At 66.0% G+C, this 25777-nt stretch carries 22 protein-coding genes; 6 read left to right on the top strand and 16 right to left on the bottom strand.

Annotated features, from left to right (window positions below):
* Window position 1: 1 nt before the first annotated feature.
* Both accC and aat read left to right on the top strand, forming a co-directional pair.
* Window positions 2–1345, top strand: a complete 1344-nt coding sequence (gene accC / locus J2S73_RS06130) for an acetyl-CoA carboxylase biotin carboxylase subunit (protein ID WP_306884564.1) — start codon at window positions 2–4, stop codon at window positions 1343–1345.
* 52 nt (window positions 1346–1397) lie between these two features.
* Window positions 1398–2063, top strand: a complete 666-nt coding sequence (gene aat, locus J2S73_RS06125) for a leucyl/phenylalanyl-tRNA--protein transferase (protein ID WP_306884563.1) — start codon at window positions 1398–1400, stop codon at window positions 2061–2063.
* Here the strand turns inward: aat and J2S73_RS06120 are convergent.
* From J2S73_RS06120 to J2S73_RS06080, 9 genes are all read right to left on the bottom strand, one after another.
* The gene (locus J2S73_RS06120; protein WP_370874389.1) at window positions 2046–2588 is read right to left on the bottom strand and encodes a DUF2155 domain-containing protein; all 543 of its coding nucleotides are present in this window, start codon (window positions 2586–2588) and stop codon (window positions 2046–2048) included. The two genes, aat and J2S73_RS06120, sit on opposite strands and share 18 nt — an antisense overlap.
* Window positions 2589–2713: 125 nt before the next feature.
* A complete protein-coding gene (locus J2S73_RS06115) occupies window positions 2714–3427 on the bottom strand; it encodes a class I SAM-dependent methyltransferase (protein ID WP_306884562.1) in 714 nt (237 codons plus the stop codon).
* A 152-nt stretch (window positions 3428–3579) separates the two neighbouring features.
* A complete protein-coding gene (locus tag J2S73_RS06110) occupies window positions 3580–4167 on the bottom strand; it encodes a cold-shock protein (RefSeq protein WP_306884560.1) in 588 nt (195 codons plus the stop codon).
* A 170-nt stretch (window positions 4168–4337) separates the two neighbouring features.
* Entirely contained in the window at window positions 4338–5102 is a 765-nt protein-coding gene (locus tag J2S73_RS06105) for an SIR2 family NAD-dependent protein deacylase (protein WP_306884559.1), read from the bottom strand.
* A 91-nt stretch (window positions 5103–5193) separates the two neighbouring features.
* On the bottom strand, window positions 5194–6408 hold the full coding sequence (locus J2S73_RS06100) for an OpgC family protein (protein ID WP_306884558.1): 1215 nt from the start codon (window positions 6406–6408) through the stop codon (window positions 5194–5196).
* 267 nt (window positions 6409–6675) lie between these two features.
* A complete protein-coding gene (locus J2S73_RS06095; protein WP_306884557.1) occupies window positions 6676–8052 on the bottom strand; it encodes a tetratricopeptide repeat protein in 1377 nt (458 codons plus the stop codon).
* A gap of 298 nt (window positions 8053–8350) precedes the next feature.
* Window positions 8351–8842: a TspO/MBR family protein gene (locus J2S73_RS06090; RefSeq protein ID WP_306884556.1), complete on the bottom strand. Its 492-nt coding sequence runs from the start codon at window positions 8840–8842 to the stop codon at window positions 8351–8353.
* Between the two features lie 89 nt (window positions 8843–8931).
* Complete coding sequence (locus J2S73_RS06085; RefSeq protein WP_306884555.1) at window positions 8932–10626, bottom strand: thiamine pyrophosphate-binding protein; 1695 nt, start codon at window positions 10624–10626, stop codon at window positions 8932–8934.
* A gap of 115 nt (window positions 10627–10741) precedes the next feature.
* Window positions 10742–11221 (bottom strand): MarR family winged helix-turn-helix transcriptional regulator, encoded by a 480-nt coding sequence (locus J2S73_RS06080; protein WP_306884554.1) that lies wholly within the window; start codon window positions 11219–11221, stop codon window positions 10742–10744.
* 225 nt (window positions 11222–11446) lie between these two features.
* On the opposite strand from J2S73_RS06080, the gene J2S73_RS06075 reads away from it, so the two are divergent.
* From J2S73_RS06075 to J2S73_RS06065, 3 genes are all read left to right on the top strand, one after another.
* Window positions 11447–13381: an FAD-binding monooxygenase gene (locus tag J2S73_RS06075; protein WP_306884553.1), complete on the top strand. Its 1935-nt coding sequence runs from the start codon at window positions 11447–11449 to the stop codon at window positions 13379–13381.
* Window positions 13382–13546: 165 nt separating this feature from the next.
* Window positions 13547–15124: a putative bifunctional diguanylate cyclase/phosphodiesterase gene (locus tag J2S73_RS06070; RefSeq protein WP_306884552.1), complete on the top strand. Its 1578-nt coding sequence runs from the start codon at window positions 13547–13549 to the stop codon at window positions 15122–15124.
* 91 nt (window positions 15125–15215) lie between these two features.
* Window positions 15216–16694, top strand: coding sequence for a methyl-accepting chemotaxis protein (locus tag J2S73_RS06065; protein WP_306884551.1), 1479 nt, complete (start codon window positions 15216–15218; stop codon window positions 16692–16694).
* 61 nt (window positions 16695–16755) lie between these two features.
* Here J2S73_RS06065 and J2S73_RS06060 read toward each other — a convergent pair whose 3' ends face one another.
* The 4 genes from J2S73_RS06060 to J2S73_RS06045 all read right to left on the bottom strand — a co-directional run bounded on the left by J2S73_RS06060 (window position 16756) and on the right by J2S73_RS06045 (window position 20613).
* On the bottom strand, window positions 16756–17082 hold the full coding sequence (locus J2S73_RS06060) for a hypothetical protein (RefSeq protein WP_306884549.1): 327 nt from the start codon (window positions 17080–17082) through the stop codon (window positions 16756–16758).
* A 98-nt stretch (window positions 17083–17180) separates the two neighbouring features.
* Window positions 17181–18509 carry a phenylacetate--CoA ligase family protein gene (locus tag J2S73_RS06055; RefSeq protein WP_306884548.1) on the bottom strand — a complete coding sequence of 443 codons (1329 nt, stop codon included), beginning with the start codon at window positions 18507–18509 and terminating at the stop codon, window positions 17181–17183.
* A 20-nt stretch (window positions 18510–18529) separates the two neighbouring features.
* Window positions 18530–19534 (bottom strand): 4Fe-4S double cluster binding domain-containing protein, encoded by a 1005-nt coding sequence (locus J2S73_RS06050; RefSeq protein WP_306884547.1) that lies wholly within the window; start codon window positions 19532–19534, stop codon window positions 18530–18532.
* 23 nt (window positions 19535–19557) lie between these two features.
* Window positions 19558–20613 (bottom strand): hypothetical protein, encoded by a 1056-nt coding sequence (locus tag J2S73_RS06045; RefSeq protein ID WP_306884546.1) that lies wholly within the window; start codon window positions 20611–20613, stop codon window positions 19558–19560.
* 237 nt (window positions 20614–20850) lie between these two features.
* On the opposite strand from J2S73_RS06045, the gene J2S73_RS06040 reads away from it, so the two are divergent.
* Window positions 20851–21876 carry an AraC family transcriptional regulator gene (locus J2S73_RS06040; protein ID WP_306884545.1) on the top strand — a complete coding sequence of 342 codons (1026 nt, stop codon included), beginning with the start codon at window positions 20851–20853 and terminating at the stop codon, window positions 21874–21876.
* 123 nt (window positions 21877–21999) lie between these two features.
* Here the strand turns inward: J2S73_RS06040 and J2S73_RS06035 are convergent, their stop codons facing one another.
* The 3 genes from J2S73_RS06035 to J2S73_RS06025 all read right to left on the bottom strand — a co-directional run bounded on the left by J2S73_RS06035 (window position 22000) and on the right by J2S73_RS06025 (window position 25597).
* Window positions 22000–22773, bottom strand: a complete 774-nt coding sequence (locus J2S73_RS06035) for a ferredoxin--NADP reductase (protein WP_306884544.1) — start codon at window positions 22771–22773, stop codon at window positions 22000–22002.
* Window positions 22774–23033: 260 nt separating this feature from the next.
* A complete protein-coding gene (locus tag J2S73_RS06030) occupies window positions 23034–24998 on the bottom strand; it encodes a putative bifunctional diguanylate cyclase/phosphodiesterase (RefSeq protein ID WP_306884543.1) in 1965 nt (654 codons plus the stop codon).
* Between the two features lie 68 nt (window positions 24999–25066).
* Window positions 25067–25597, bottom strand: coding sequence for a putative pterin-binding protein (locus tag J2S73_RS06025; protein ID WP_306884541.1), 531 nt, complete (start codon window positions 25595–25597; stop codon window positions 25067–25069).
* Window positions 25598–25777 lie beyond the last annotated feature (180 nt).

Genomic DNA, 25777 nt, shown 5'->3' with positions numbered 1-25777 from the left:
CATGTTCTCCAAGGTTCTGGTGGCCAACCGCGGCGAGATCGCGCTCCGCATCCAGCGCGCCTGCAAGGAGCTCGGCATCCAGACCGTCGCCGTGCACTCCACGGCCGACGCCAACGCCATGCATGTCCGCCTCGCCGACGAGAGCGTGTGCATCGGCCCGCCGACCGCCCGCGACAGCTATCTGGACATCCCTTCCATCGTCGCGGCCTGCGAGATAACCGGCGCCGAGGCGGTCCATCCAGGGTACGGCTTTCTTTCCGAGAACGCCCGCTTCGCCGAGATCCTCGAGGCGCACGGCATCGCCTTCATCGGTCCGTCGGCCGAGCATATCCGCATCATGGGCGACAAGATCGCGGCCAAGAAGACGGCGGTCGAGCTCGGCATCCCGGTCGTTCCCGGCTCCGAGGGCGGCGTGGAAACCGACGCGGAGGCGAGGCGGATTGCCGACGAGATCGGCTATCCCCTCCTCGTCAAGGCGGCCGCCGGCGGCGGCGGACGCGGCATGAAGGTCGCGCGCGGCCCGAACGAACTGGAACACGCGCTGGCCAACGCCCGGGCCGAGGCCAAGTCGGCGTTCGGCGACGACGCGGTCTACCTGGAAAAATACCTCGCCACGCCCCGTCACATCGAGGTGCAGGTCCTGGGTGACGGCAAGGGCAACGCGGTTCATCTGGGCGAGCGCGACTGCTCTCTGCAACGCCGGCACCAGAAAGTCTGGGAAGAGGCGCTCTCCCCGGCGCTCAACGAAGACCAGCGCGCGGAGATCGGCGAGACGGTCGCTGCCGCCATGCGCAAGCTCGGCTACTCCGGCGCCGGCACGATCGAGTTCCTCTACGAGGACGGCAACTTCTACTTCATCGAGATGAACACCCGGCTGCAGGTCGAGCATCCCGTCACGGAGATGATCACCGGCATCGACATCGTTCACGAGCAGATCCGGGTCGCCGCCGGCGCGACGCTGTCCGTCTCCCAGTCCGACGTGCGCTTCGACGGTCACGCCATCGAATGCCGCATCAACGCCGAAGATCCGCGCACCTTCATGCCCTCGCCCGGCCGGATCTCTCATTTCCACACGCCGGGCGGTCTCGGCGTCCGGGTCGATTCGGCCGTCTATCAGGGCTACGTCATTCCCCCCTACTACGACAGCCTGATCGGCAAGCTGATCGTGCACGGGCGCAATCGCGTGGAATGCCTGATGCGGCTCAGGCGCTGCCTGGACGAATTCGTGGTCGACGGAATCAACACGACGATTCCGCTGTTCCGGCAGCTCGTCGACCATCCCGACATCGCCGACGGTTCCTACGATATCCATTGGCTCGAAGGCTTTCTTGCCGATAGCATGTAGCTCGGTCACTCTCTGGGGGGTGCACCAGCCGATGGAGCGTTGACGTCTCGCGATGGCGGAACCTCAGGACGTCCTGTTCGAGATCACACCGCACGTGCTGCTGAAGGCCTATGCCTGCGGCATCTTCCCGATGGCCGAGTCGGCCGATGATCCGGGCCTGTACTGGATCGAGCCCGAACGGCGCGGCGTGCTGCCCCTGGACAGCTTCCACGTTCCCCGACGCCTGAAGCGGACCGTGCGCCAGGATCGCTACCGGATCCGGGTCGACACCGCCTTCGCGGATGTGGTCGACGGCTGCGCGAAACCCGGCGAGAACCGTCGCCGGACCTGGATCAACGGCCGGATCCGCCGGCTCTACACGGAGCTCTTCTCTATGGGCCATGCCCATTCGATCGAGGCCTGGGACGGCGACAAGCTGGTCGGCGGTCTCTACGGCGTCCGGCTCGGCGGGGCGTTCTTCGGCGAGAGCATGTTCACGACGGCGCGGGACGCCTCGAAGATCGCCCTGGTCCATCTGGTTGCCCGGATGAAGGCCGGAGACTTCGTTCTCCTCGACGCCCAGTTCCTGACCGACCACCTGGCCACGTTCGGGGCGGTTGAGGTCAGCCGGCGCGTGTACCAGGGCCAACTGGAGTCGGCGATCCGGCACTCGGCCGACTTCTACGCGCTGCCCACGGATGTCAGCGGCGCGGACGCGCTCTCAATCCTCGATCTCTGAAGGATCCGGCTCCTCGAAGACCTCCCGCTGCGGCTTGCGGCGGGGCAGCGGGAACCAGTCGTCCGGTCGGGTGATGATTCCCATCGCATCCTCGGCGAAATTGCTTTCGTCGAACCCTTCCGGCGGCGGCACGTCGGAGGTGAGCGAACAGTCGTTCAGCCAGACGTCGTAGACGGCATGGTCGACGGCGTTCAGACCTGGACTGGAGGCCAGCATCCAGCCGGTGAAGATCCGCTGGATCTTGTTGTCGAGGGTGATCTCGTCGACCTCGACGAAGGCCGTCGTCTTCGGCTCCTCGCTGGGCGGCTGGGTGTGGCAGGCACGCGGCGTCACGCGAAGCGCGCCGAACTGCACGGTCTCTCCGACATAGACATCGAACGTGATGATGCGGCCGGTGATCTTGTCCAGCCCGGAGAACACGGCAACCGGATTGTTGATCGGGTCGGCGAGCGCGCCCGTCGCAAGCGCCGTCATCGCCGCTGCGAACGCGGCGGTCCCTGCAAGGCCGCGAATGCGCCTGACCATGGTGGAGGCAAACCTCTCGAACAATTACGCGTGGCGACCGATGCGTCCGGCGTCGGTCACGGTCCTGACCGCGTCTGATAGCACCTGACCGAAAAAGCGAAAAGGCTCCGTGTCCGCACGCACGCTCAAACCGCGCGCGCGTCAAACCGCAGCCGGACGTAGTCGGCCGTCCAGTTGCCGGCCTCGTCCCGAAGCGCCGGCGCGAGCAGCGCCTCGGCGGTATCGAGGGCAGCCTGACGGCGCGCGCCGCATACGTCGAACAGCGGCGCACGAAACACTTCGAGCCAGGCCCGCATCCCCGCGTCCAGCGGCGTCGGGCGGGGAAAGAGCACCATCCGCTCGACGTGGAAGCCCGCAGCTTCCAGCACTCCGGTATGGGCCGCCGCGGTCGGAAAATACCACGGCTTGGCCAGTTCGTCGGGCAGCCCCTCCTGGCGCGCCACCGCGGTGAGTGCCGTGACGATCGCCGCACAGTTGCCGAAGCCGCCGAATTCCGCGACGAAGCGCCCGCCGGGCCTGAGCGCCGCGCGCGCGCCCTCGGCGACCTTGCGCGCATCCGGCATCCAGTGCAGCGCCGCGTTGGAAAAGACCGCGTCGAACTCCGCTTCGAAGACAAGCGCCTGGCCATCCATGACCCTGGCGTCCAGCCCGCGACCGCGGGCGGCGGCCACCATGTCCTCGCTGCCGTCGACGCCCACGACCGAGCATCCGCGCGCGGCGATCTCGGCCGTCAGGGTGCCGTCGCCGCATCCCAGGTCGAGAATCCGCTCTCCCGACCTGGGATCCAGCCACTCGACCACCCCCGCACCGAGGGTCGCGACAAATCCGGCGTCCCGCACATAGCGTTCCGCCGACCAGGTTTGCTGTTGGCTCATAATGACTTGCTTGCTGTGTTGGGTCGCGCCGGCGCCGTGCCCGGCTGGGATCGTCGGAACGGGCGGAAACGGCCCGGTGGGCGAATCCGATGTCCGGATATCTTGGCGGACGGGAGCTAGTGGGACTGCGGAATGTTGCCGCCGGATTCCGGACGGATCTCGGCGGCCATGAGACCTTTCGGACCGTCGCCGTAGCGCACGAGAACGACCTGGCCCGGGCGGAGTTCGGTCAGGCCGAACCGGCGCAGCGTCTCCATGTGCACGAAGATGTCCTCCGTCCCCTCGCCGCGGGTGAGGAAGCCGTAGCCCTTGGTCCGGTTGAACCACTTCACCCAGGCCTTTTCCGGCCCCATCGAGGGCGTGACCTGAACGTGGGTGCGCGTGGGGGGGAGTTGAGACGGGTGGACCGCCGTCGATTCGTCCATGGACAGGATGCGGAACGCCTGCAGCCCCTTCGGCCGGTCCAGCACCTCGCAGACCACCCGCGCCCCTTCATAGGCCGTCTGGTAGCCGTCGCGCCGGAGGCAGGTCACGTGGAGAAGCACGTCCTGCATCCCGTTGTCCGGGACGATGAAGCCGTACCCCTTGGAGACGTCGAACCATTTGATCTGGCCGGCCACCTCGATGAGATCGAAGGCTGCTTCTTCACCGCCTTCGCCGATCGCCAGGTCCATCTGCCTGGACAAGGTACTTTTTTCACTCATGCGGAGTAGCCCCCGTGTCCGCCTACCGCACCCCTGCGAACCGCCGGAAACGAATCATTAAGAAAGAGTATCACCGGCCCGACACCGGCGCGACAGTCTGAATCGCGCAGGCGTTGAACTGTGTTGTAAATGTGACAGGAGATCGTCGTGCGGCGATGTGCGCCGGCGGCTCAGGACACCGTGAGCGGCTCGAACATCGCCCCGATCGACCCGCGCAACACGTGGTCGGCGGCGTCGTCCTGATCCGTCGGGTCGCGATTGACGATGACCAGCGTCGCACCGTGCGCCTTGGCGGCGAGCGGAAACCCGGCTGCCGGATAGACAACCAGCGAGGAGCCGATCGCGAGAAAGAGGTCGCAGTCGCGTACGGCGCGCTCGGCGCGCTCCATTTCGTCGATCGGCATCGCCTGACCGAAATTGATGACGCGCGCCTTGACGAGCCCTCCGCAGATTCCGCAGCGAGGCGCCCGGGCCTCCCGCTCGATGAGGGCTTCGGCATCGTCGAAGCCCATGCCGTGTCCGCAATCGAGACAGGCCGCCGAAGTGGCATTGCCGTGAAGCTCGATGACACGCTCCTGCGGAACGCCCGAGCGCTGATGAAGCCCGTCGATATTCTGGGTGATGACGTCGCTGACGATGCCGCTGTCCACAAGCCCGGCGATCGCCCGATGGGCGGCGTTCGGCACCGCCTCGGCAAACAGCTTGCGCATCTCGAAGCGCCGGCGCCAGTCCTCCAGCCGCGCTTCTTCCGACGCCAGAAAGTCGTCGAAATAGATCGGCTCCATCCGCGACCAGATGCCTCCGGGGCTGCGGAAATCGGGAATGCCGGACTCCGTGGAAATGCCCGCGCCGGTGAACACGATCGCCCGGCTGGCCGACGACACCAATTCGCCAAGCAGGGCGCGCGCTTCGCTCAGCTCCTCGACGACCGCCATGTTGCCAACCTCGCTCGATTCCGTTCGGTTCCGATCTGGGTGTCACACCCCGGGCCGGGCATCAAGCGGCCCGAGTGTCGGCGCCGTCCGACTACTCTCCGGCGGCCAGCTCGGATCGCCGGGACACCGGCTCCGCACGGCCCTGGGCTCCCGACCGGCTCCCGCTCGCCTCCGCAGCGCTCGGCTTGCGCCAGGGTTGCGACTTGAACCAGGCCACCCCGTAGGCCGTCGCGATCAGGATGAGGAAACCCGACAGGTTCACCAGCGCCCACGTGAGCATGTTTCGGCCGATCAGGTCCAGGACCATGCCCATGACCTGGGCCAGCACCATGCCGGTCAGAAAGATCGCCAGCGACTGCTGACCGACCTTTCGGGTGATCGCCACGAAGCGGCCCCACGCGCCGCCGCCGGCAAGGCGCCGTCCGCCCTCGCCCGCGGCCACCCACGCGACGTAGGCAAGTGCGAGAAAATGGACATAGCGCAGCACGCCGAAATCGGTTTTCTCCAGCCCGCCCCAGACCAGGTCGCGCGCCTCGAAGATCCATTCGGCGTTCTGCCAGCCCCACCGGTGTGCAAAGGGGACCGTCACAACCAGGATGGCGATCGCCAGACCGATCAGCCACCGGTTGACCGGCGGCGGCTTCAGCCATCCGGACATGAACGCGAAGCCGGTGAAGAAGACCAACTGCCAGGCGAACGGATTGAAGAACCATTCACGGTCGGACCAGGGTTCGGCCGGCAGGTTGAGGTAGCCGCTGGTGGCGAACAGCCAGAGAATCCCGATGCCGGCGAGCGCAACGGCCTCGCTGATCCGCGCCAGCGCGATGACGAACGGCATCATCGCCAGGATCACGAGATACATAGGCAGGATGTCGAAATAGTTCGGAACGTAGGTGAGCGTCATCAGGCCGAGGAAGGCGCTGGCCGTGTCCTCGAAGAAGGGAATGACGTAGAGCCGCTCCGTGTATTCCACGGACGGATTGATCCGGTCGAAGACCAGAAGCAGCGCGACTGTCACCATGAACAGGGCGATATGGGCCCAGTAGACCTGCCAGACCCGGAACGCGGTCCGGGCGAAGCCGATCCACCAGCCGTGACGGCGGAAGGCCGCGCCGAACGCGATCGCCGACGCCATGCCCGAACAGAAGACGAAGATCTCCGTAGCGTCCGAAAACCCGAACCGGGCCGGGATCCAGAGGGTCCAGCTGTTTTCCGGGACGTGGGCCACGAAGATAATGAACATCCCCAGGCCACGGAAGAAATCGAGCCTCAGATCGCGTGGCCGATGGTGCGAAGACGTCGACAAATTGCCCCTCCCCGGGCAGACAGCGGACCGTGCGCGGACCGCATGGCCTTCCGGGCCTTGCGCCCCTGGCGGCCGGCCGCGGCTTCTCTTAGAGCTTTTTCGGCTCGGACGGAAAGGTCCAAGCAACAGGAAACAGGCCCCGTTTCAATCACTTGCTCCCATGGGTCCCGGTCAGAAAGACCGGTTTGGCCGGTCATGCTCCAGGTCTGTCCGCATGGGAGTGGAATGCGTCGGACGCCCCGCGCCGGAACCTGAGCGGGCAACGCCTTACAGGGCCACCTGCAGCCGGTCGCGGCCGTGGTCGTTGTCGGCCATGAGGTCGTCGATCCGCGCAAGGCGGGCGTGAGCGAACCCGTCCATGGCGCCACGGCGGCGCGCCCGGTCGTCCAGAAGCAGCCGGGCTTCGTGAAGAAGACCGGCACGGATCGCCGCCTCGACCGCCAGCCGTTCGAACACGTCCCGCTGTGCATGGCTGCCGCCGATCGAACCGATCTTCGGCTGTCCGGACGCGAACCAGCGATACGCCGCGGCATAGTCGCCTGCCCGGAATGCGTTCAGCGCGGAGGCGATCGCCACGCCGCTGTCGGCAGCGACCCGGCTCATGTCGCAGACGCCGTCGGCATCGGCCCTCATCCGGTCGAGGAGCCGGCCGGCGCTGTCGCCGCGCGCGCCGCCGCACAGCGCCAGAAGATAGTGCAGATCGGCGAAGACCAGACAGCCGTCTTCCACCCGCCGCTCGCAGATTTCCGCCAGTTCCTCCCAGCGCCGGCCGACATCGATGCCTTCTAGCTCGAGCCGCGACAGAAGCGACGCGCCGTTGGCGATGTCGCGGAAGTCGTCGCTGTGCTCGGCGCGGATCGACTGGTCGTACAGCGACAGCACCGCGTCGATCTCGCCCACGTCGAGGTGGAAGAGCGCCTTGTGCCACCAGACGTGGAAGCGGAAGTTGTTGCAGTGCGCGAAGGACGCTTCGCGGTCGCCGAGCCAGGCCAGACCGTCGCGGGCCCGGCCGGACATGTCGTGGACGTGGGCGACCGCATGCAGGCCCCACGCATCGTCCGGCGAGAGTTCCAGTGCCCGGCGGCCGGCGGCTTCCGCGGCGACGAGATCTCCGGTCTCCTCCAGCGCGAAGGCGCGGCAGCCGTGGGCGTATCCGGCCATCGGATGCCGGGCATCATAGGCCCCGATCACCCCTTCCACCGACCGGCGCATGCCCGAGCTGTCGCCCAGCATGAAGCGGATCTGATGGACGAGCTTCAGCGTCAGGGCATCGGCGGGGTGGCGCGCAAGCACCTCGTCGAGACGCGAGGCGGCCCGGCTCGGACGGCCTGCCAGCCAATCGGCCAATGCATCGACGTAAGCCCCTTCCCGCGGCGTGGTCCCGACCTCCGACTGCGCCGCGCGCGCGGTTGAAAGCGCGTTCTCGGCAATCGCCACAAGCTCTCGGCGGGCAAGAAGCAGACAGAACAGTCCGCGCGCCGCATGCCCCATCGCGAACTGCGGATCGAGATCGAGAACACGCGTCAGATGATCGGCGGCCTTGGGACCATGGGCGAGAAAGGCGTGGGCCGTTTCACCCCAGGCGAACGCGGCGTCCTCGCTTTGGATCGTCAGCGGGCAGTCGAACCGATCCGCGATCGCCATGGCAACTCCTTCAGGTCCCACCGCCGGTTTTCCGACGGCCACACGGTGCAACATTCAGTCCAAAGCCGGCGAAACTCGGGAAGCGTCCGATCTGCAGGCCGATTTTCGGCGGCACACCGGAGGCGAGCCGGTTCCCGGTTCCACCCTGTAATTTAGGCAAACGACCATTGTGCGTCGCGTCACGGCCCGTCACAGCTCGGTGAGGCCGACGGCCGGAAACATGACGCGGTCGGCCAATCCGCGGGCTCCGGACACCCGTTCCGGCTCCGGGCCGGAGAGCGGCCCCTGCGGGCGTGCCTTACACGGTCCCCGCAGGGCGGGGCCGCGCCCCGTTCAGTCGCCAGATCACCGCGTTGAGGGCGCCTGCATACGTCACCCATATCAGGTAGGGCGCGAGCAGAAGCGCGGCCAGGACGCTGACTTCCCAGAAGGACAGGATCGTCGCGAGGATCGCGAACCAGAGCAGGCCGAGATCGGCCATGGCCAGGTCGGGCCGATGCGCTCCGAAGAAGAGCGGCGACCACGCGGCGTTGAAGACGAGCTGGGCGGCGAAAAACAGGAAGGCCACCGGCGCGCCGGCGATGCCCACTTCCCGCCAGACCAGGAAACCGGACACCGCGATCATCAGATAGAGGACCGTCCAGGCGATCGGAAACAACCAGTCGGGCGGCGTGAATCCGGGTTTGCGGATTCTCTCGTACCAAGCCCCCGGCTTGAAGACGACGCCCGTGACGGCCACCGCGGCAACGGCTGCAATGAACCCCAGGAAAGCGGCAATCGAAGCGGTCATTCGCTCATTCCTTCATGCGGACGCGATCGGCTTGCTCTTTCCTGAACGCACGAGGCCGCGATTCGGATCGCCCGGTCGTCCCGATCCGGTCACGTGTCCAGCCGGGAAAGAGCGGCCGCCCGGATGGCGCTCAGCGTCGTCGCCGGCGTGATCGCCTCCGGATCGGTCTTCACGTGCAGAAGCGACAGGCGGGTCTGTCCGAGCGCATCCTCGAAGGCCGGCGCGAAGTCTTCGGTCCGGTCCACCCGGGCGACGAAGGCGCCGTAGGCCTCGCCGAGCGTCGCGAAGTCGGGATTGATCAGCGAGGTTGCCGAAATCCGGCCGGGATATTCGCGCTCCTGGTGCATCCGGATGGTGCCGTAAGCCCCGTTGTCGACCACGATCAGGATGATGGCCAGCTGTTCCTGAAGGACTGTTCCGAGTTCCTGGATGGTCATCTGGAGGTCGCCGTCGCCGGCCACGCACAGAACGGTCCGCTCGGGATGGCGCAGCTTGGCCGCGATGGCAGCCGGCAGCCCGTACCCCATAGTGCCGGAGGTGGGCGCGAGTTCGGATCCATAGGTCCGGTACCGATGGAAGCGATGGACCCAGCCGGCAAAGTTGCCGGCCCCGTTGGTGACGATCGCATCTTCCGGAAGCCGGTCCCGGATCGCCGCCATGACCGCGCCCATGTCCACGGCGCCGGGCGAGACGGTTGGCTCCGACCAGGCGAGATAGTCGGCATGGGCCTGGTCCGCCGCCCCGGCCCAGGCGGGATCGTTCGGCACGGGCAGCGAGGCCCAGGCGTCGAGAAAGGCCCGCGGTGTGGCGTTGATGCCCAGGGTCGGCTGATAGACCCGGCCGAGCTCCTCCGAGCCCGGATGGACGTGCACGAGGGTCTGCCGCGGTGTCGGGATATCGATCAGGCTGTAGCTCTGGGACGCCATTTCCGAGAGCCGGTCACCGACCAGCAGGATCAGGTCGGCCGCCTCGATCCGGGCCTTGAGCGCCGGATTGATCCCGATGCCCACGTCACCGGCGAAATTCGGATGCAGGTTGTCGACGAGGTCCTGGCGGCGGAAGGCGGTCGCGACCGGCAACGCCCAGGCTCTCGACACCTCGTCGAGCCGCTTGGCCGCCGCAGCCGACCAGCGCGATCCGCCGACGATCGCGATCGGGCGCTCCGCCTCCTGAAGGAGCATTTCCAGGCGCGCCAGCTCCACCGTCGAAGGAGCCGGCTCTGCCGGTGCCGTCGCGGCGACCGGGCGCGCGTCGACCCTCTCCGTCAGCATGTCTTCGGGAAGCGCCAGGACCACCGGCCCCGGCCGCCCGGACATCGCCGTGGCGAAGGCGCGGGCGATCATTTCCGGAATGCGCTCGGCCGCGTCGATCTCCGCGACCCATTTGGCCATGCCGCCGAACATCCGGACGAAGTCGACCTCCTGGAAGGCATCGCGCCCGCGCATGTCCCGGGCGACCTGTCCGACCAGGAGGATCATCGGCGTGGAATCCTGCTGGGCGATGTGCACGCCAGCCGCCGCGTTCGTAGCCCCCGGCCCGCGCGTGACCAGACAGATCCCGGGCCGTCCGGTCATCTTTCCCCAGGCCTCCGCCATCATGGACACGCCGCCTTCCTGGCGACCGACGGTCAGGGGGATGTCGGCGTCCACGAACGCGTCCAGAACGGCGAGATAGCTTTCGCCCGGGATGCAGAACGCCCGGTCGACCCCGTTGGCCTTGAGGCAATCGACCAGAAGCGCGCCGCCGGATCGGAGATGGCTGGTCTGGGCATCGGATGAGGACATGAAAACGACTCGACCTTCGATGGAGAAAAGGAGCTTGCCCCGATCTCGTGCGCGAAGGGCGCTCAAGTCAATGTCGGCGCGAGGGGAGACGATTCGGCAGCCTCGCCCGCTTCCGTCAGTCGGCGCGCAGATCGGAGGACGGTGCGCCGCGCATCGGGGCGCGGCTGAGGTCGTTCACCGAATCGATCGCCTTGCGGAACAGGGTGAGAAACACCTCTGCCTCGTCCTCGCTCAAGCCGCGCAGCATGGTCCGCTGCGCGGCGTCGACCGCCGGTTCGATCCGGACGAGCACCTCGCGACCGAGGTCGGTCACATGCAGGGCCCGCGCGCGCCGGTCGCGGGCATTCGCACGGCGTTCCAGCAGGCCCTTGTGGGCAAGCCGGTCGACGACGCCGGTGATGGTCGTCCGGTCGTAGGCGATCGATCCGGCCAGGGTTACCTGATCGATGCCGTCATGGGCGGCCACGGTCGCGAGCGCCGCATACTGGACCGGCGTCAGATCGCATCCGACCGCCGCAGCTTCCGCGTGAAAGATTGCGACCGCGATCTGCTGGAAGCGGCGGGCCAGATGGCCGGGCCTGTCGTTCATATCCATCGGTGCGCTCTCTGGCTTGACCAGTACACTGATGATCAGCATACTGAATAATATCGGGTCCCGGCAAGTCCGTCCGAATCCGGCTGACGGGTGGCGCGTTCCGGCGCGCCGTCCTCTTAACTTGGGCCGGGCGATGCCGGGAGGCCTGAGAGAACGACATCGGCTCGGCCGCCAACAGCGAACAGGCGCGGCAAGACGCCCCTGAGACGTGCGGAGGACACATTCATGCAATTCCATCTGAACGGCTTTCGCACCGGCGATCCGGATCTGGCCGAACCCGCTCGGCAGATCTCGGGGCAAGCGTCCGGCCTTCCGGAAGAGGTGGACGTGCTCATCGTCGGATGCGGTCCGGCCGGCCTCACGCTGGCGGCTCAGCTGTCGCGCTTCGGGCATATCAACACGCGCATCGTCGACCAGAAACCCGGCCCGCTGGAACTCGGACAGGCCGACGGCATCGCCTGCCGGACGATGGAGATGTTCCAGGCCTTCGGGTTCGTGGAGCGGGTTCTGCGCGAGGCGTACTGGGTCAACGAGACCACCTTCTGGCGTCCGAAGCCGGAGAGCCCCGACGAAATCGCCCGCTCCGGACGGATCAAGGATGTCGAAGAGGGGCTGTCGGAGATGCCCCACGTGATTCTCAATCAGGCCCGGGTGCATGAATTCTACCTCGACATCATGCGGAAATCGCCGCGCCGGCTCGAACCCGACTATTCGCGCCGGGTGACGGACCTCGTGATCGATCCGGCGGTCGCCACGTCCGACGCCATGCCGTCCCACCCCGTCACCGTGACGCTGGAGCGATCCGACCCCGGCCACGAGGGCGAAACGGAGACGGTCCGGGCCCGCTACGTCGTGGGGTGCGACGGCGCCCGCTCTGCGGTGCGCAAGGCGCTCGGACGCGAGCTCAGGGGCGATTCGGCCAATCAGGCCTGGGGCGTGATGGACGTTCTGGCGGTCACCGACTTCCCCGACATCCGGTTGAAGTCGCTGATCCAGTCGGAAAACGAGGGCAACATCGTCCTCATCCCGCGCGAGGGCGGACATCTTGTTCGGCTTTATATCGAACTCGACAAGCTCAAGGCGGGTGAACGGGTCGCCAACCGCAGCATCACCTCCGACCATCTGATCGGCGCCGCCCAGCGGATCTTCCACCCCTATTCGATCGACGTGAAGGAGATCGCCTGGTGGTCGGTCTACGAGATCGGCCAGCGGCTCACCGACAAATTCGACGACGTGCCGGAAGACCAGACCGAAAGCCGCGTGCCGCACGTGTTCATCTGCGGCGACGCCTGCCACACCCACAGCCCCAAGGCGGGCCTCGGCATGAACGTCTCCATGCAGGACGCGTTCAATCTCGGCTGGAAGCTCGCTGCGGTCCTGTCCGGGCGCAGTCCCGCCGAGCTGCTGTCGACCTATTCCGCCGAACGCCAGGCGATCGCCAAGGAACTGATCGACTTCGACCGGGAATGGGTCAGCGTCCTCAGCGCGCGCGACGGCGACAGTCCGGCCAGGACCCAGGACTATTTCGTGCGCCACGGGCGCTACACGGCCGGAACCTCCACGCTCTACACGCCCTCGCTCCTGACAGCCGGACCGGAGCATCAGGACCTCGCCGCCGGCTTTCCGATCGGCAAGCGCTTCCAGTCCGCCCCCGTGATCCGGCTCGGCGACGCCAAGCCGCTCCATCTCGGCCATGTCGTCGAGGCAGACGGGCGCTGGCGGGTGTTCCTTTTCGCCGACGCGGCCGATCCGACGGCGGACGACACCGCCCTGTCCAGGCTGTGTGCGTTCCTGGCGGAGGCCGACCAGTCCCCTCTCCTGCGCCACACGCCGGCAGGCGCCGACATCGATTCCGTGATCGACGTTCGCGCCGTGCTTCAGCAGCCGCATCGCGAGCTTGCTCTGGAGCGCATGCCCGCCGTTCTGAAACCCGCCAAGGGCCGCTACGGCCTGACCGACTACGAGAAGATGTTCTGTCCGGACTTCGCTGCCGGCGACATCTTCGACACGCGCGGCATCGATCGGGCGCAAGGCTGCATGGTGGTGGTGCGGCCCGATCAGTACGTGGCCAACGTCCTGCCGCTCACCGCCACCGGTGAGCTTGCGGCCTTTTTCGGCCGATTCATGATATCGGTGGACACGGCAGCCGTCCCCGCCTGAGGATAACCGCCTCGGGCGCCAGCCTCGCGCAAGCCGACCGTGACGTGATCGCTCGATCGGGGGCGACCGTCTTTGCCGTCGCAGGTCGCGCGATCGCAGAGCTGCGGCAAGCCTCCGCGACAGGCTGATGGCACGACTTTGACCAGAAAGAGCGATCCTCGGAGTTTGGAGTTACAGCCCAGTCGCCGGGTCCGGCTGCTGTACTCCATCATCGTCGTGCTCGCGGTGGTGGCGTTCGCCGGCCTCGCGCGCCTCGATCTGCTTCCCTCGCTCTACACCACGGGCGACACGCCGAGCATCTGGGTCGCCGTCCAGCTGATCAACATGTTCATCGTGGCCACCACGGCGCTGGTCGCGATCCTGGCGGTCTACATCATCAGCCTGCGCCGGGCGATAAGGCGCCAGCAACAGGCCGAGGAAGCCGCGCGCAAGCTGACCCTGTTCGACCCCCTGACGGGCCTGCCGAACCGGCGCAACTTCGAGTCCATGTTCGAGGGCGCCCTGACCGAGGCCGGCAAGAAGGGCCATTCCGTGGCCCTTATCGTCCTGAATCTCGACCGCTTCCGCACTATCAACGACCTGCACGGCCACACCGGGGGAGACCGGGTGCTGCAGGAGGTCGCCCGCCGCATCCGCAAAGCCGTCGGGCCCAACGGCATCATCGCCCATCTCAGCGCCGACGAATTCGCGGTCGTCATCGGCTGCAAGGATCGCGACGAGCGGGTCGTCAAGACCATGCAGGACATCCTCAAGGAAATCCGCCTGCCGATCCCCCTCGGCATCGCGGAAACGAAGATATCCGCCAGCCTGGGTGTCGCGATCTGGCCAAGGGACGGTCAGACGCGCGAAATCGTCATGCAGCGCGCCGATCTGTCGATGACCCAGGCGAAGGCGGCCGGACGCAACACCTTCGCCACGTTCGACCTTGCCGTGGATTCCTCGATCCGCGAGCGGCTCGCCCTGGAAAACGAACTGCCGCGCGCCATCGAGGACGGCCAGATCGTTCCGCACTATCAGCCCTTCATCGAAATGGAGACCAGTGAGCTGATCGGATTCGAGGTGCTCGCCCGCTGGACCCATCCGGTGAAGGGCCCCATCGGACCGGACGTCTTCATCCCGCTTGCCTCGGACACGGGACACATCGACCGTCTCTTCGAGCGGATCCTCGATATCGCGGCGCGGGAAGCCATGACCTGGTCCAAGCCGCTGCTGATCTCCGTGAACGCCTCACCGACGCAGCTGCGCGACAAGAAAATGCGCGACACGGTCCTGAACTGCCTGAAGCAGACCGGCCTTCCGCCTCAGCGCCTCGAGATCGAAGTGACCGAGGATGCAATCGTGGAAGACTTCGAGCGCGCCAAGGGGACGATTTCGGACCTCAAGGCCGCCGGTATCGGGATTTCACTCGACGATTTCGGAACCGGTTATTCGAGCCTTCAGCAGCTCTATGCCCTGCCCGTCGACAAGATCAAGCTGGACCAGACGCTGATCAACCAGCGTCGGATCGATTCCGCCGCATCCACCATCGTCGACCTTGTCATCCTGCTTGCGCACCGGCTCAAGCTGAAGGTCACGGCCGAAGGCATCGAAAGCCAGGCCGACGCAACCTGGCTCGCCAAGCGGGGCTGCGACATCGCCCAGGGCTACTTCTATTCGCGCCCCGTTCCCGCTTCCGAGGCACGCAACATCGTCATCGACGGCGGTCAGGCCCTGGTCCGTCAGGCCCGGGCCAAAGCCGGCTAGCTGCCCTGCCCAAGGTTGCGGAACCAGCTACATGCAAGCTTGCTAAGATACCGGAATGGCATAACAAATCATAACGATCGGATCCGCTCAGATGCTCCGCCTCATGCCTTCCAACAATGCTCACCGGATTCTCGCAGCCCTCGACCGGTCCCTTGCGATCATTGAGTTCACCCCCCAGGGCGAGATCATCGGGGCCAACAAGAATTTCCTGGAGTGTCTGGGCTACAAGCTCGAGGAAATCGTCGGACGCAATCACTCCATGTTCGTGCCGGCTTCGATCCGGGAGTCCGGCGACTACAAGACATTCTGGAACGACCTGCGGAGCGGCGAGTACAAGGACGCCGAGTTCCCCCGCGTCCGGAAGGACGGGCAGACGGTCTGGATCCGCGCGACCTACAATCCGGTCATGGAAAAGGGGCGTGTGGTCAAGGTGGTGAAGTTCGCCGCCGACGTGACGCGCGAGAAGCGGGCCGCCGCCGCGGCCGAAGGCCAGATCGCCGCGATCAACAAGTCGCAGGCCGTGATTCACTTCACGCCCGATGGCACGATCCTCGACGCCAACGACAATTTCCTGAAGGCCATGGGCTACAAGCTGGACGAGATCCGGGGCCAGCATCACTCCATGTTCGTGGAAGCCGGTGAGCGCGCGAGCGCCTGCTACCGCGACCACTGGGACGCTCTGGCACGCGGCGAGTACAAGACGGGCGAGTTCAAGCGGCTCGGTAAGGGTGGACGGACGGTCTACATTCAGGCCACCTACAATCCGATCCTCGACGAAACCGGACGCACCACGAGCGTCGTGAAGTTCGCAGTCGACCGGACCGCGCAGGTGACCGACCGGCTGCGCCGGATCGAGATCCAGAAGGAGATCGACACCGATCTCGGCCGGATCTTCGAGGAGATCAGCGACACGAGCCGCCAGGCGGCCTCGGCGGCGAGCGCATCGACCCAGACCTCGTCTAACGTCCAGGCGGTCGCCTCCGGCGCCGAGGAACTCGCCGCATCGGTCGCCGAGATCAGCCAGCAGGTCACCCACGCCCTGCGGGTCACCGAGGAGGCCGTCCAGGACGGCGAGCGGACCAACGCGATCGTCGGCGGGCTGGCGGAAGCTGCCCAGCGCATCGGCGACATCGTCGACCTGATCAACAACATCGCCTCGCAGACGAACCTGCTCGCCCTGAACGCCACCATCGAGGCGGCCCGGGCCGGTGAAGCCGGAAAGGGCTTCTCCGTGGTCGCGACCGAGGTGAAGAGCCTCGCCAGCCAGACCTCCAAGGCGACCGACGAGATCGGATCGCAGATCCTGGCGGTTCAGCAGACGACGCAGCAGGCCGTGGAGGCCCTCAAGGCCATCGGCGACCGCATCAACGACATCAACGAGATCTCCTCCAGCATCGCCTCGGCGGTGGAGGAGCAGGCGGCCGTGACCCGCGACATGTCGTCGAACATGCAGACGGCCGCCGACGGGGTCGACACGATCACCCGCAACATGAACGCGATCGCCTCGTCGACCCGGCAGGTGGAAACCACCACGAATCAGGTCCGCGAAGTCTCGAAGCAGATCGCGTAAGCTGCTCACCGACCGGATCGACAGCACCCGTTCGGTGCGGCACCCCGCTGACGGGCCGTCTCTACCGTTCGCAGCGGTAGAGACGCACGTCGGGCTCTCCGCCCCAGGAAAAATAGACCTTCCCGTCGATGGTTGCGGCGTTCATCGTTGCCGACCCGGCGGGATCGCCCTCGTCCGTGCAGTCCATGCCGTCGATCCGGATGCGCTCGGCGTTGCCGATGATTGCCGCCACCTCGCATTCGAACGGACCGATCGCGATCCTCGACAGCGAGATTTCCGCATCCATCCCGCCGCAGTTGGGAGCTGTGGAGTACTGGCCGAAGAAATCGGCGGCCATGGCGGGAGCGGACAGAGCAGTCAGGACGAGCAGGGTGGCACAGGCGCGCATCGGCATCTCCGGTTTCCTCGGAAAGAAGAGTACGGACGCACGGATACGGTCCGCGTCTTTCTAAAGACCGGATTGCGCGAAACCGGCAAGCGGATAGTTCAGCTTCTGAGGTCGACGAAGCGCGTCGCCTTGACCGAGCTCTCGAACGCCTTGGCGATCGAGCCGTGTTCGCACCAGACGAGTTCCGGGCTGACCTCGAACACGCGCCGGACCCGCGCCGACAGCGTATCGGCCAGTTCGGCCGGATCGGTACCGTTGCTCGCCTCGAGATGGATGCGCAGCACGTCCCGCCCCTCTTCCGCGATCACCTCGACCCGGAAGTCGGCGATGCCGCGTTCGGAAAACATCATGTCCTCGAAGTCGGTGTGGCCGATGTTCACGCCGCGCACCTTGAAGAAGCCCGCGGTGCGGTGGGCATGCCGCATCACCGGGAAATGGGCGAAGCGGCCGTCGATGCCGCCCTCGCCGTCCGACAGCGGCCCGGCCTCTTCCGCAGGCGTCAGCCGAACCACGTCGCCGGTATTCCAGCGCAGGAACGGCGTCGCCTCGTTGGTCGACAGGGAGGTCACGACCAGAAGGCCCTCCTCGCCCGGCGCCACCGGCCGATGGGTCGCCGGGTCGACCACCTCCGGAAAGACGAAGTCGCTCCAGATGCGAAAGCCGGAGTCCGGCGCCGTTTCGGCTCCCATCATCATCATTTCGGTCATGCCGATCGAATCGTAGACCTTCGCGCCCCAGAGGTCGGAGAGTTTCGCGCGCTTGGCGCCCGACAGCGGTTCTGCCGTGCAGATCACGGTGTGGATGCCGCAGTCGGCCAGCCGGAAGCCTTCGGCCGCAGCCAGATTGGCCAGATGGATGGCATAGCTCGACATGCCCACCCAGACGCTCGGGCGGAAGGTCCGGATCAGATCGAGCTGCATCAGCGACGGCGCGGCATTGCCGGCACCGGCCCACATCACGGCCGCCCCTTCGCATTCCGCCGCCCGGGCGCACATGTGGCCGGCCGGATGAATGCCGAGAGGAAGCGAAATGTGGACCATGTCGCCGGAGCCGACGCCGGCGCAGGCATAGACGCGGCGGAAGCCGGCCATCGCATAAGACAGGTCGGTTCGCGTTCTCGGATAAAGCAGCGGCTTGCCCGTCGAGCCGCCCGACCGCCAGTACTCGCTGGTCCGCTTTCGGTCGGCGATGCAGAAGTCCGAATAGAACGCATCGACGGGAAGCGTGCGCAGTTCCTCTTTCGTCAGGATCGGGATCCTGGCCCATTCGTCCGGCTCGTCGAGACGGGACATGTCGATGACGACGTCGGCCAGGCGCCGCTGCCAGAAGGGCGACTGCTGCGCGCGTTCCAAAGCGCGGCGCTTGCCGACGGACTGGATCGCCGCGACCTCCTCCGCCGAACCCGGCAGCATCAACGTCTCGGCCATGGCGCCCCCCTGCCCCGTGGTCACTTCACGTCTCCACGCGGGCGCAGGGCTCCGATCCAGCGCTCGGCCGATTGGTAGCTTTCGGGAAGGTCGCCGGCGACTTCGGCATCGGCCATTTCGGCCAGCCGAGCCTGCTTCTCCGGGGTGTCTTCGGGAATTTCGGCCAGCGCGTCGGCGAGACGGTGATAGTCGTCGCCGACGGGACAGACGTCCTGACAGCGCCGGCAGCCGGTCACGACGCCGGCCCCGCGCAGGATCGACTGCCAGAGATAGAACTGGTCCTTGGACCGCAGCATCGCCTTCTTCTTCGCCGGGTCTGGTTCGTCGATGATGCGCCCGATATGATCGGCGAGCGCATGGAAGCCGTGCGGCGAGCGATATGTCTGGCAGGCCTCCCAGTCGCGGTCGAAATGACCGATCACGTCGCCGGGACAGGCCGACAGGCAGCGCCCGCATTCGGATGCGCCCAGACACAGGGCCTCCTCCCGCCGCCGGTCGCACTCCAGCGGCGCCGAGGTCAGCACCGCCGTCAGGATCACGCGCGGCCCATACTCCGGCGTCAGCAGCATCTGGTTGAGCCCGAGGGTTCCGAGCCCCGCCTCCACCGCGGCATGGGGTAGCGACAGGATCGGACCGAGCGCCGCGCGGGCATCGCCGCGATAGTCGAGCGGATCGACATGGGTCGGGGGCACGATCAGCGCCGGATAGCCCCGGTCTTCGAGCCAAAGTACCAGTTCCAGCGACACCGCCTCGATCGCGGTAAGGGCGAGTTCGTCGTTGTAGAATTTGTGGCGCTCGTCCCAGCGGGTGAGCTTGGTCGTCCCCGCCGACAGCCGCTTGGCCAGCACGATCACCCGGTCGGCGTCGTAGTCGGAGATGTCCATCGGCCGCTTCGGATGGTCGGGATCCGGCGGATGGGCATTGAGCTCGGCTGCATCGGCAATGCCGACGAGATCGGCGCCCAGCTCCCGCGCCTTCTCTTTCACGCTTTCCGCGGCAAGCGGCTCCTGGAACATCGTAACCATGGGCGAACTCTCGGTCTGGGCGATCAGGCGCCGGATGTTTCGTCGTCTTTGGAAGAGGTATCGGTGGTGGCGTGGGCTGCGGCCCGGGCCTTCTGCTCGGCCTTGAAGGCCTGGAGCTGGCGCGCGACGAGGCCCTTGTAGCCTTCCTCGCCCACCCAGCGGCGGTTCCAGTCGTCGAGACCGGCGACCGGCTCCCCGTCCTGCCGCGCCTGCTTGAAGCGCTTCGCCTTCTCCACCTTTTCCGGCGTCTTCTCCGGAATGACCTTCTGGGGGGCGGTCAGATGGGCGTGGTAGTCGTTTCCGACCGGGCACACCGCGAGACACCGGGGACAGTCGCCGAACGATCCGACGACCCGCAGAAGTCCCTGCCAGAACCCGTAGATGTCCCGGCTTTCCACGATCTCCTTGCGGCGCTCGTCGCTCGCCGTCTCGATCATCTCCTCGAACACGGCCAGCGAGGTCATGAAGCCGAACTCCTGGGCCTCCGTGGCGCAGGCGCGCTTGTCGATGCCGAAGTGCTTCACCGCGTCGGTCGGGCAGGAATAGAGGCACCGGGAGCAGGATTCGCCGATGCAGACCTGCTCGGTGATGCGCTCGTCCGGCTCCAGCTCCATGTCCGTCAGAAGGCCGGTGAGATAGACCCGCGGCCCGAATTCGGGCGTCAGGATGTTGACCTCGAGCCCGAACGTGCCGAGCCCCGCCTCGATGCCGAGATGGCGCGTGGACAGACGGCCGTAGGAGGCGTTCTTCAGGTCCCAGTCGGTCTCCTGGGCCGCCGTGACGAACGCCCCGTACCCTTCCCGTTCGATCGCCTCGGACAGCTTGTAGGCGATCTGGTCCATCCGCCGCAGCACGATCATGTCCATGTACTGGACCGCCGCGGAGGCCTTCGCCCGGAAGACGGCGACCGGGATGCGCGACACGATCACGACGACCGATTTGCACTCCGCCCAGATGTGCTCCGGGGTCTGCGGCCAGCGGGGATCTGGGGGAAACGCATTCAGGGTCTTCGCGCTGGCGATCCCGACCAGATCGGCACCGAGCTCCTTGGCGAGCGCCTTGACCGCAGCTGCATCCATGCCTGGTTCCTCACCCCCCGCGCCAAAGCCGGCTCGGGTTACAATTGGAACAATTATGATGTCTGCGCTCGGCAGGCACGACTAGCCCGATTGCGCATCCCTAGCCCAATCCGGCACACTGCCTTCCATTGCAGCAAAGCCGGCCGGACGAATGTGCAGAACGGAACGAACGCCGAGAGTGCCGGGGAAAACCGGACATTGCCTGTCGAAACTGCCCGTGCGGGAGGGGGTGGTCCGTTGACGGCGCCCGATGACGACCGGTCCGACCCTAGCCGATTTGCGCCGCAACCCTTCGACGATTTCTCGGCGACCGAGGGCGCCTCCGCGGGCCTTGCCAAGCGCCACGTGGCCCGCTTCTTCCGCACCCACGACATCGTCACGGCGCCGGACCTGCCGGGCTTTCGCCACAGCCACGCGATGGTCGGCGCGCTGTCGCTGAACCATCTCACCTACGGCGCGCAGACGATCATCGGCATTCCGCCGCTCCGGGACTTCTACATGCTGCAGTGGACTCTGGCGGGCACAGCCACCTATCGGCACGACGATCGGGAAATCCGCGTCAGCGCGGGCTCCCTCTATGTGGTCAATCCGGACCGCCGCTACGAAAAGGTCTGGGATGCGGACTGCACCCAGTTCATCGTCCGGATCGACCGCGAGACCGTCGACGAGGTGGCCGCAAGGAGTTACGGCCGCGCTGGCACGGATCAGGCCGAGCCGATCGCGTTCGCGACCGGGGCGGTCGGGCATTCGAAACGCACCACCGGCCTGTTCTCGTTTCTGCAGTCCATCGCGGCCGATGCGAGGACCGATGGCAACGGCTGGGCCCACCATCGCCTGGCGCACCGGGTGGCACCGCTGCTTGCCGAACTTCTGCTGATTTCGGTGGACCACTCCGCTGAGGGCGATGTCGGCGCCCGCGGCCCCTCACGTCCAAGGGCGCTCGGCGCGGCGGAGGACTTCATAAAGGTCCATGCCCGCGACACCATCCGGCTGCAGGAGATCGCCGATGCGGCGGGCGTCCGGCCGCGCACCCTGCATAAGATCTTTCGCGAACACCTCGGCGTCTCGCCGATCGCCTATCTGCGTCAGGTCCGTCTGGACCTCGCCCGCCGCGACCTGCGTGCCGCCGCCGCCTCCGGACAGAGCGTGACGGAGGTTGCGACCGGCTGCGGCTTCGATCACCTCAGCAAGTTCGCCAGATTCTACAAGGAACGGTTCGGCGAGAGCCCTTCCGACACGGTCAGGCGCCACCGAACGGCCTGACGCCCGGACAGGAAACGAGCCTGCCAAGGCTTGCCCGAATACCGGCTCCCACTTTTCGGGCCTGCGGATCGTCTCGCGCGCAGGCTTGCCCGAAAACCGGTTCCCACTTTTCGGGCCTGCGCGTTATTTCTCCACGAACGCCTTCTCGATCACGAAGTCGCCCGGCGTGGCGTTGGAGCCTTCGTTGAACCCGCGCTCTTCCAGCATCGTGGTGCAGTCGGCCAGCATGCCGGGGCTCCCGCACAGCATGACGCGGTCGTTCTCCCGATTGAGCGGCTCGAGGCCCAGGTCCTCGAACAGCTTGCCGTTCTCGACAAGCTCCGTGATCCGGCCGCGGTGCCGGAACGGCTCGCGCGTCACGGTCGGATAGTAGAGCAATTTCTCCCGGGCCAGATCGCCCATGAGTTCGTTGTCCATCAGCTCGGCGACGATCTTCTCGCCATAGCCGAGTTCCCGGACCTGACGGCAACCGTGCACCAGGACCACCTTCTCGAACCGGTCGTAGGCTTCCGGATCCTTGATGACCGACAGGAACGGCGCCAGACCCGTGCCCGTTCCGAACAGATAGAGCGTCTTGCCGGGCAGGAGCGCATGCTGGACGAGCGTCCCGGTCGCCTTCTCGCCCACCAGGATCTTGTCGCCCTCGTGGATGTGCTGCAGTCGCGAGGTGAGCGGACCGTCCGGAACCTTGATGGAGAAGAAGGACAGCGTCTCTTCGTAGTTGGCGCTCGCCATGGAATAGGCGCGCAACAGCGGCTTTCCGTCGACCTTCAGGCCGATCATCGTGAACTGGCCGTTGTCGAAGCGGAACGTCGGACTGCGGGTCGTGGTGAAGGAAAACAGATCGTCCGTCCAATGGGTCACGGACAGCACCTGTTCTTCATTGATCGCAGCCATTCTCGGCTCCCTGTTCGTCTCAGCTAATTCGCTCGCGTGTGGTCCGACCGGCAACTGTGCCTCTGACGTGGCGTTGCCGCGCCCACTTCCTCCGGACCCGACCGCAAGATGGTCGTTCGATCGATGACGTTCTAGTCCGCGCATCGCCGCACTTGAAAGCAAAGCGATGCTCACGATGGCCGTCTGAGGGGGTAAGTTCTTGCCCAACCCCCGACGTTCGCGGCCCGCCCTGGCTGTTCATAAAGCTTTGGGCTCGCCAATCAATCGTCGGAGGCGAATTCGCCCACTGTCGTCAGGTCCGCAAACGCTCCGGACCTCGCCAGACCGATCAGGTCGTCCCGGCTCATCGGTTTCGCCAGGTGGAACCCCTGCCCCCGGGGGCACTGGCGCGCCCGGAGGAAGTCCACCTGCTGCTGATCCTCGATCCCTTCGGCGACACAGTCCAAGCCGAGCCGGGCGGATAGCTCCACCACGGACGTGACGACCGCCCGTTTCCGTTCCGAGGTCAGGACGTCGGAAATGAAGAACCGGTCGATCTTCACCTGATCGATGCAGCTGTTCACCAGGAAATTGAGGCTGGCGTATCCGGTACCGAAATCGTCCAGGCTGAACTTGATCCCTGCCTTGTTCAGTCTGTCCAGATTGCCGAACGCCGCCCGCGCATCGTGGATCAGCGCGCTTTCCGTGATCTCGAAACGGAGATTGGAGGGGGAAAGCCCGAAGGCGGCGAGGCTTTCAAAGAGCCGATCGGGCAGCCCCTGCTCCTGAAGATGTTTGGCGGAGAGGTTTACTGCGCATTCGAAGCGCGGTCCGATCTCCTGAACCAGTTGCCTCGCGTCTTTCAGCGCTTCGCCGATCACGTATCGGTCGATCAGAATGATCAGGTTCGTTTCTTCGGAAACCGGAATGAACTCTCCCGGCAGCCGGACCTTGTTCAGGACCGGATCGCGCCACCTGAGCAGGGCTTCCGCGCCCACCATCCGGCCGGTCGCAAGATCGAACTGCGGCTGCCATTCCAGGAAGAACTCGCCGTTTTCGAGGGCAGCTTCGATCCGGCTGCGCAACGCGAGCTTCTCCCGGTAGGCCTCGCCGAGCGCCTGGCTGTAGCGGACACTGTGCGACTGCGTCCGCTTGGCTTCCCGCAGCGCAAAATCGGCCTTCAGCAGCAGGTCGGACACGACGCTGCCGTCTTCCGGCGCCAACGCGATGCCGAAACTTATCTCCGTGCGGAACTGCAGATCCCCGATATGGAAGGGGCGCGCCAGGGCCGCCTGGACAGTCTCCAGCCGTCCGAAGATCTTCCCCTCGTCATCTCCGGTCAGGAGCAGCACGAACTCGTCCCCGCCGAAGCGGACGATCGCACTGTCGGTGGGCGCGGTCTCCCGCAGCCGCTTTCCGATCAGCGCCAGAAGTTCATCGCCCATGGCATGGCCGAAATTGTCGTTCACCTCCTTGAACCGATCCAGATCGAAGAGAACGAGCGCCCAAACTCCCTTTACCGAGTTCTGAACGAGCCAGGCATCGCCTTCGCCGAGCAGCCACCGTCGATTCAGGAGGTGCGTGAGGGGATCGTGGCAAACCAGATATTCCAGCCGTCCGAGCGCCCGTTGCCGTTGCAGCCAGAGAAGGCACGCCCCGATGGTCAGCCCCATCAGCAGGACGAACACGGCCAGGAAGGCGTGGTTCAACCGTTCGATGCTCGCCTGGGCACCCAGCAACCCCTCCTGATTGGCGGCGTTTGCCGCGTGGTACAGGACAAGCAGGTCGCTCCGCAGTTCGTGGATCTCGCGATCGTACTCCTCCATGCCCGCCTGCTGCAGCGATCCGGCCTCGGAGACCGAACCGTCCAGACGCAGCAGGAAAGATCGGAAGCGCTCGACGAACTCCTCGTAGCCCGGATATTTTTCCTGAAGGTCGGAAAGGTCCTGCTGGAAGTAGCGGATGAAATTGAAATCGAGCGCAGCCACGAGCCGCTGGCGGATGGCGTCGTTGTCCGGCGCATGCTTGGCCGCCACGATCATGTCGGACAGGAACTGAGCGTCCCGAACGCCGGCCTGGAGGGCAAAAAGGTCCGTGTGGCCGTATTCGGGAAGGCTGCGCTCGACCGAGCGCAGATTGCTGAACAGCGTCAGTGCGATCGCGACGATTACAAGAAACAGTGCGCCGCCCCCGAGCACCGAAACGATGGCCGCGGTCCGCCCGGCGAGCGGACGTGACGACGGCACATTCGACGGATGCTCCCCTTTCGGGGACCGGGACGCGAACATGGGCACTTTCTCGGAGCGAGCCGGTTTCAATCGATCGGCCGGATCGACTCGATCAGCCATATCCAGCGCAGCTTGTGTACGGGGGTATCGTACTCCGGATGGTCCAGCAGAGGATAGACCAGTCGGGTCGGCCCCTGGTTGCGCCGGTTCAACAGCTCGCCGTTCTCCCGCGTCGCCAGCAGAAGCGGCCCTTCCGTCCAGTCGGTTCGGGGCACGGTCTGCGCGTAGCCGTCAGCCGCCCGCACCTCGATTGCATCGGCTTCCGCAAGGCCGACCTCCTTGAGGAAGTCCCGCAACAGGACACCCTGGACCACGAGCTGCCCCTTCTCCCAGGGTGATGGCGTCGTCACCTGGTAGAGATCCAGCTTCTCGATTTCCAGGAGTGTGACCGTGCGTTCGCGATCCGACAGAAGGAGCCTGAAGGCCGCCGTATCCGGCGGTTGGGGATAGTCGACCGGCTGTAACGCGGCGGCATCGCAGACCAGCAGGAGGAGCGCCACCACGGCGAGCCGGGCGCGCACCAGCCATGTCCATGCGCTTGCTAAGAGTGCCGCCATCACCGGCCCATCCCCTTTCGAGACCCTGCAAAGTCTACGCGAGGACAGTGCCGCCCGCGATATATTTCACGACACGGTTCCGCGAACGGTCCACGTCAGGGGCAGGGCCGGCAGCACAACACGCGGAGCTTCAGCACAACGACGAAAATGAATTTCATTCACATCGATGACGACAAAATA

The organism is Amorphus orientalis, assembly GCF_030814015.1.
GTDB classification, from domain to species: domain Bacteria; phylum Pseudomonadota; class Alphaproteobacteria; order Rhizobiales; family Amorphaceae; genus Amorphus; species Amorphus orientalis.
The sequence above is the reverse complement of the archived record's forward strand: the minus strand, read 5'-3'. Positions and strand labels throughout refer to the sequence as shown.

Excerpts from the sequence above, each read along its gene's own strand:
- J2S73_RS06025 (WP_306884541.1), bottom strand. The coding sequence starts at position 25,597 with ATGGCGGCACTCTTAGCAAGCGCATGGACATGGCTGGTGCGCGCCCGG.
- J2S73_RS06090 (WP_306884556.1), bottom strand. The coding sequence starts at position 8,842 with ATGACCGCTTCGATTGCCGCTTTCCTGGGGTTCATTGCAGCCGTTGCC.
- J2S73_RS06045 (WP_306884546.1), bottom strand. The coding sequence starts at position 20,613 with ATGGATGCAGCTGCGGTCAAGGCGCTCGCCAAGGAGCTCGGTGCCGAT.
- J2S73_RS06065 (WP_306884551.1), top strand. The coding sequence starts at position 15,216 with ATGCTCCGCCTCATGCCTTCCAACAATGCTCACCGGATTCTCGCAGCC.
- J2S73_RS06105 (WP_306884559.1), bottom strand. The coding sequence starts at position 5,102 with ATGGCGGTCGTCGAGGAGCTGAGCGAAGCGCGCGCCCTGCTTGGCGAA.
- J2S73_RS06060 (WP_306884549.1), bottom strand. The coding sequence starts at position 17,082 with ATGCGCGCCTGTGCCACCCTGCTCGTCCTGACTGCTCTGTCCGCTCCC.
- J2S73_RS06120 (WP_370874389.1), bottom strand. The coding sequence starts at position 2,588 with ATGGTCAGGCGCATTCGCGGCCTTGCAGGGACCGCCGCGTTCGCAGCG.
- J2S73_RS06035 (WP_306884544.1), bottom strand. The coding sequence starts at position 22,773 with ATGGCTGCGATCAATGAAGAACAGGTGCTGTCCGTGACCCATTGGACG.
- accC (WP_306884564.1), top strand. The coding sequence starts at position 2 with ATGTTCTCCAAGGTTCTGGTGGCCAACCGCGGCGAGATCGCGCTCCGC.
- aat (WP_306884563.1), top strand. The coding sequence starts at position 1,398 with ATGGCGGAACCTCAGGACGTCCTGTTCGAGATCACACCGCACGTGCTG.
- J2S73_RS06055 (WP_306884548.1), bottom strand. The coding sequence starts at position 18,509 with ATGGCCGAGACGTTGATGCTGCCGGGTTCGGCGGAGGAGGTCGCGGCG.
- J2S73_RS06080 (WP_306884554.1), bottom strand. The coding sequence starts at position 11,221 with ATGGATATGAACGACAGGCCCGGCCATCTGGCCCGCCGCTTCCAGCAG.
- J2S73_RS06095 (WP_306884557.1), bottom strand. The coding sequence starts at position 8,052 with ATGGCGATCGCGGATCGGTTCGACTGCCCGCTGACGATCCAAAGCGAG.
- J2S73_RS06075 (WP_306884553.1), top strand. The coding sequence starts at position 11,447 with ATGCAATTCCATCTGAACGGCTTTCGCACCGGCGATCCGGATCTGGCC.
- J2S73_RS06110 (WP_306884560.1), bottom strand. The coding sequence starts at position 4,167 with ATGAGTGAAAAAAGTACCTTGTCCAGGCAGATGGACCTGGCGATCGGC.
- J2S73_RS06085 (WP_306884555.1), bottom strand. The coding sequence starts at position 10,626 with ATGTCCTCATCCGATGCCCAGACCAGCCATCTCCGATCCGGCGGCGCG.
- J2S73_RS06050 (WP_306884547.1), bottom strand. The coding sequence starts at position 19,534 with ATGGTTACGATGTTCCAGGAGCCGCTTGCCGCGGAAAGCGTGAAAGAG.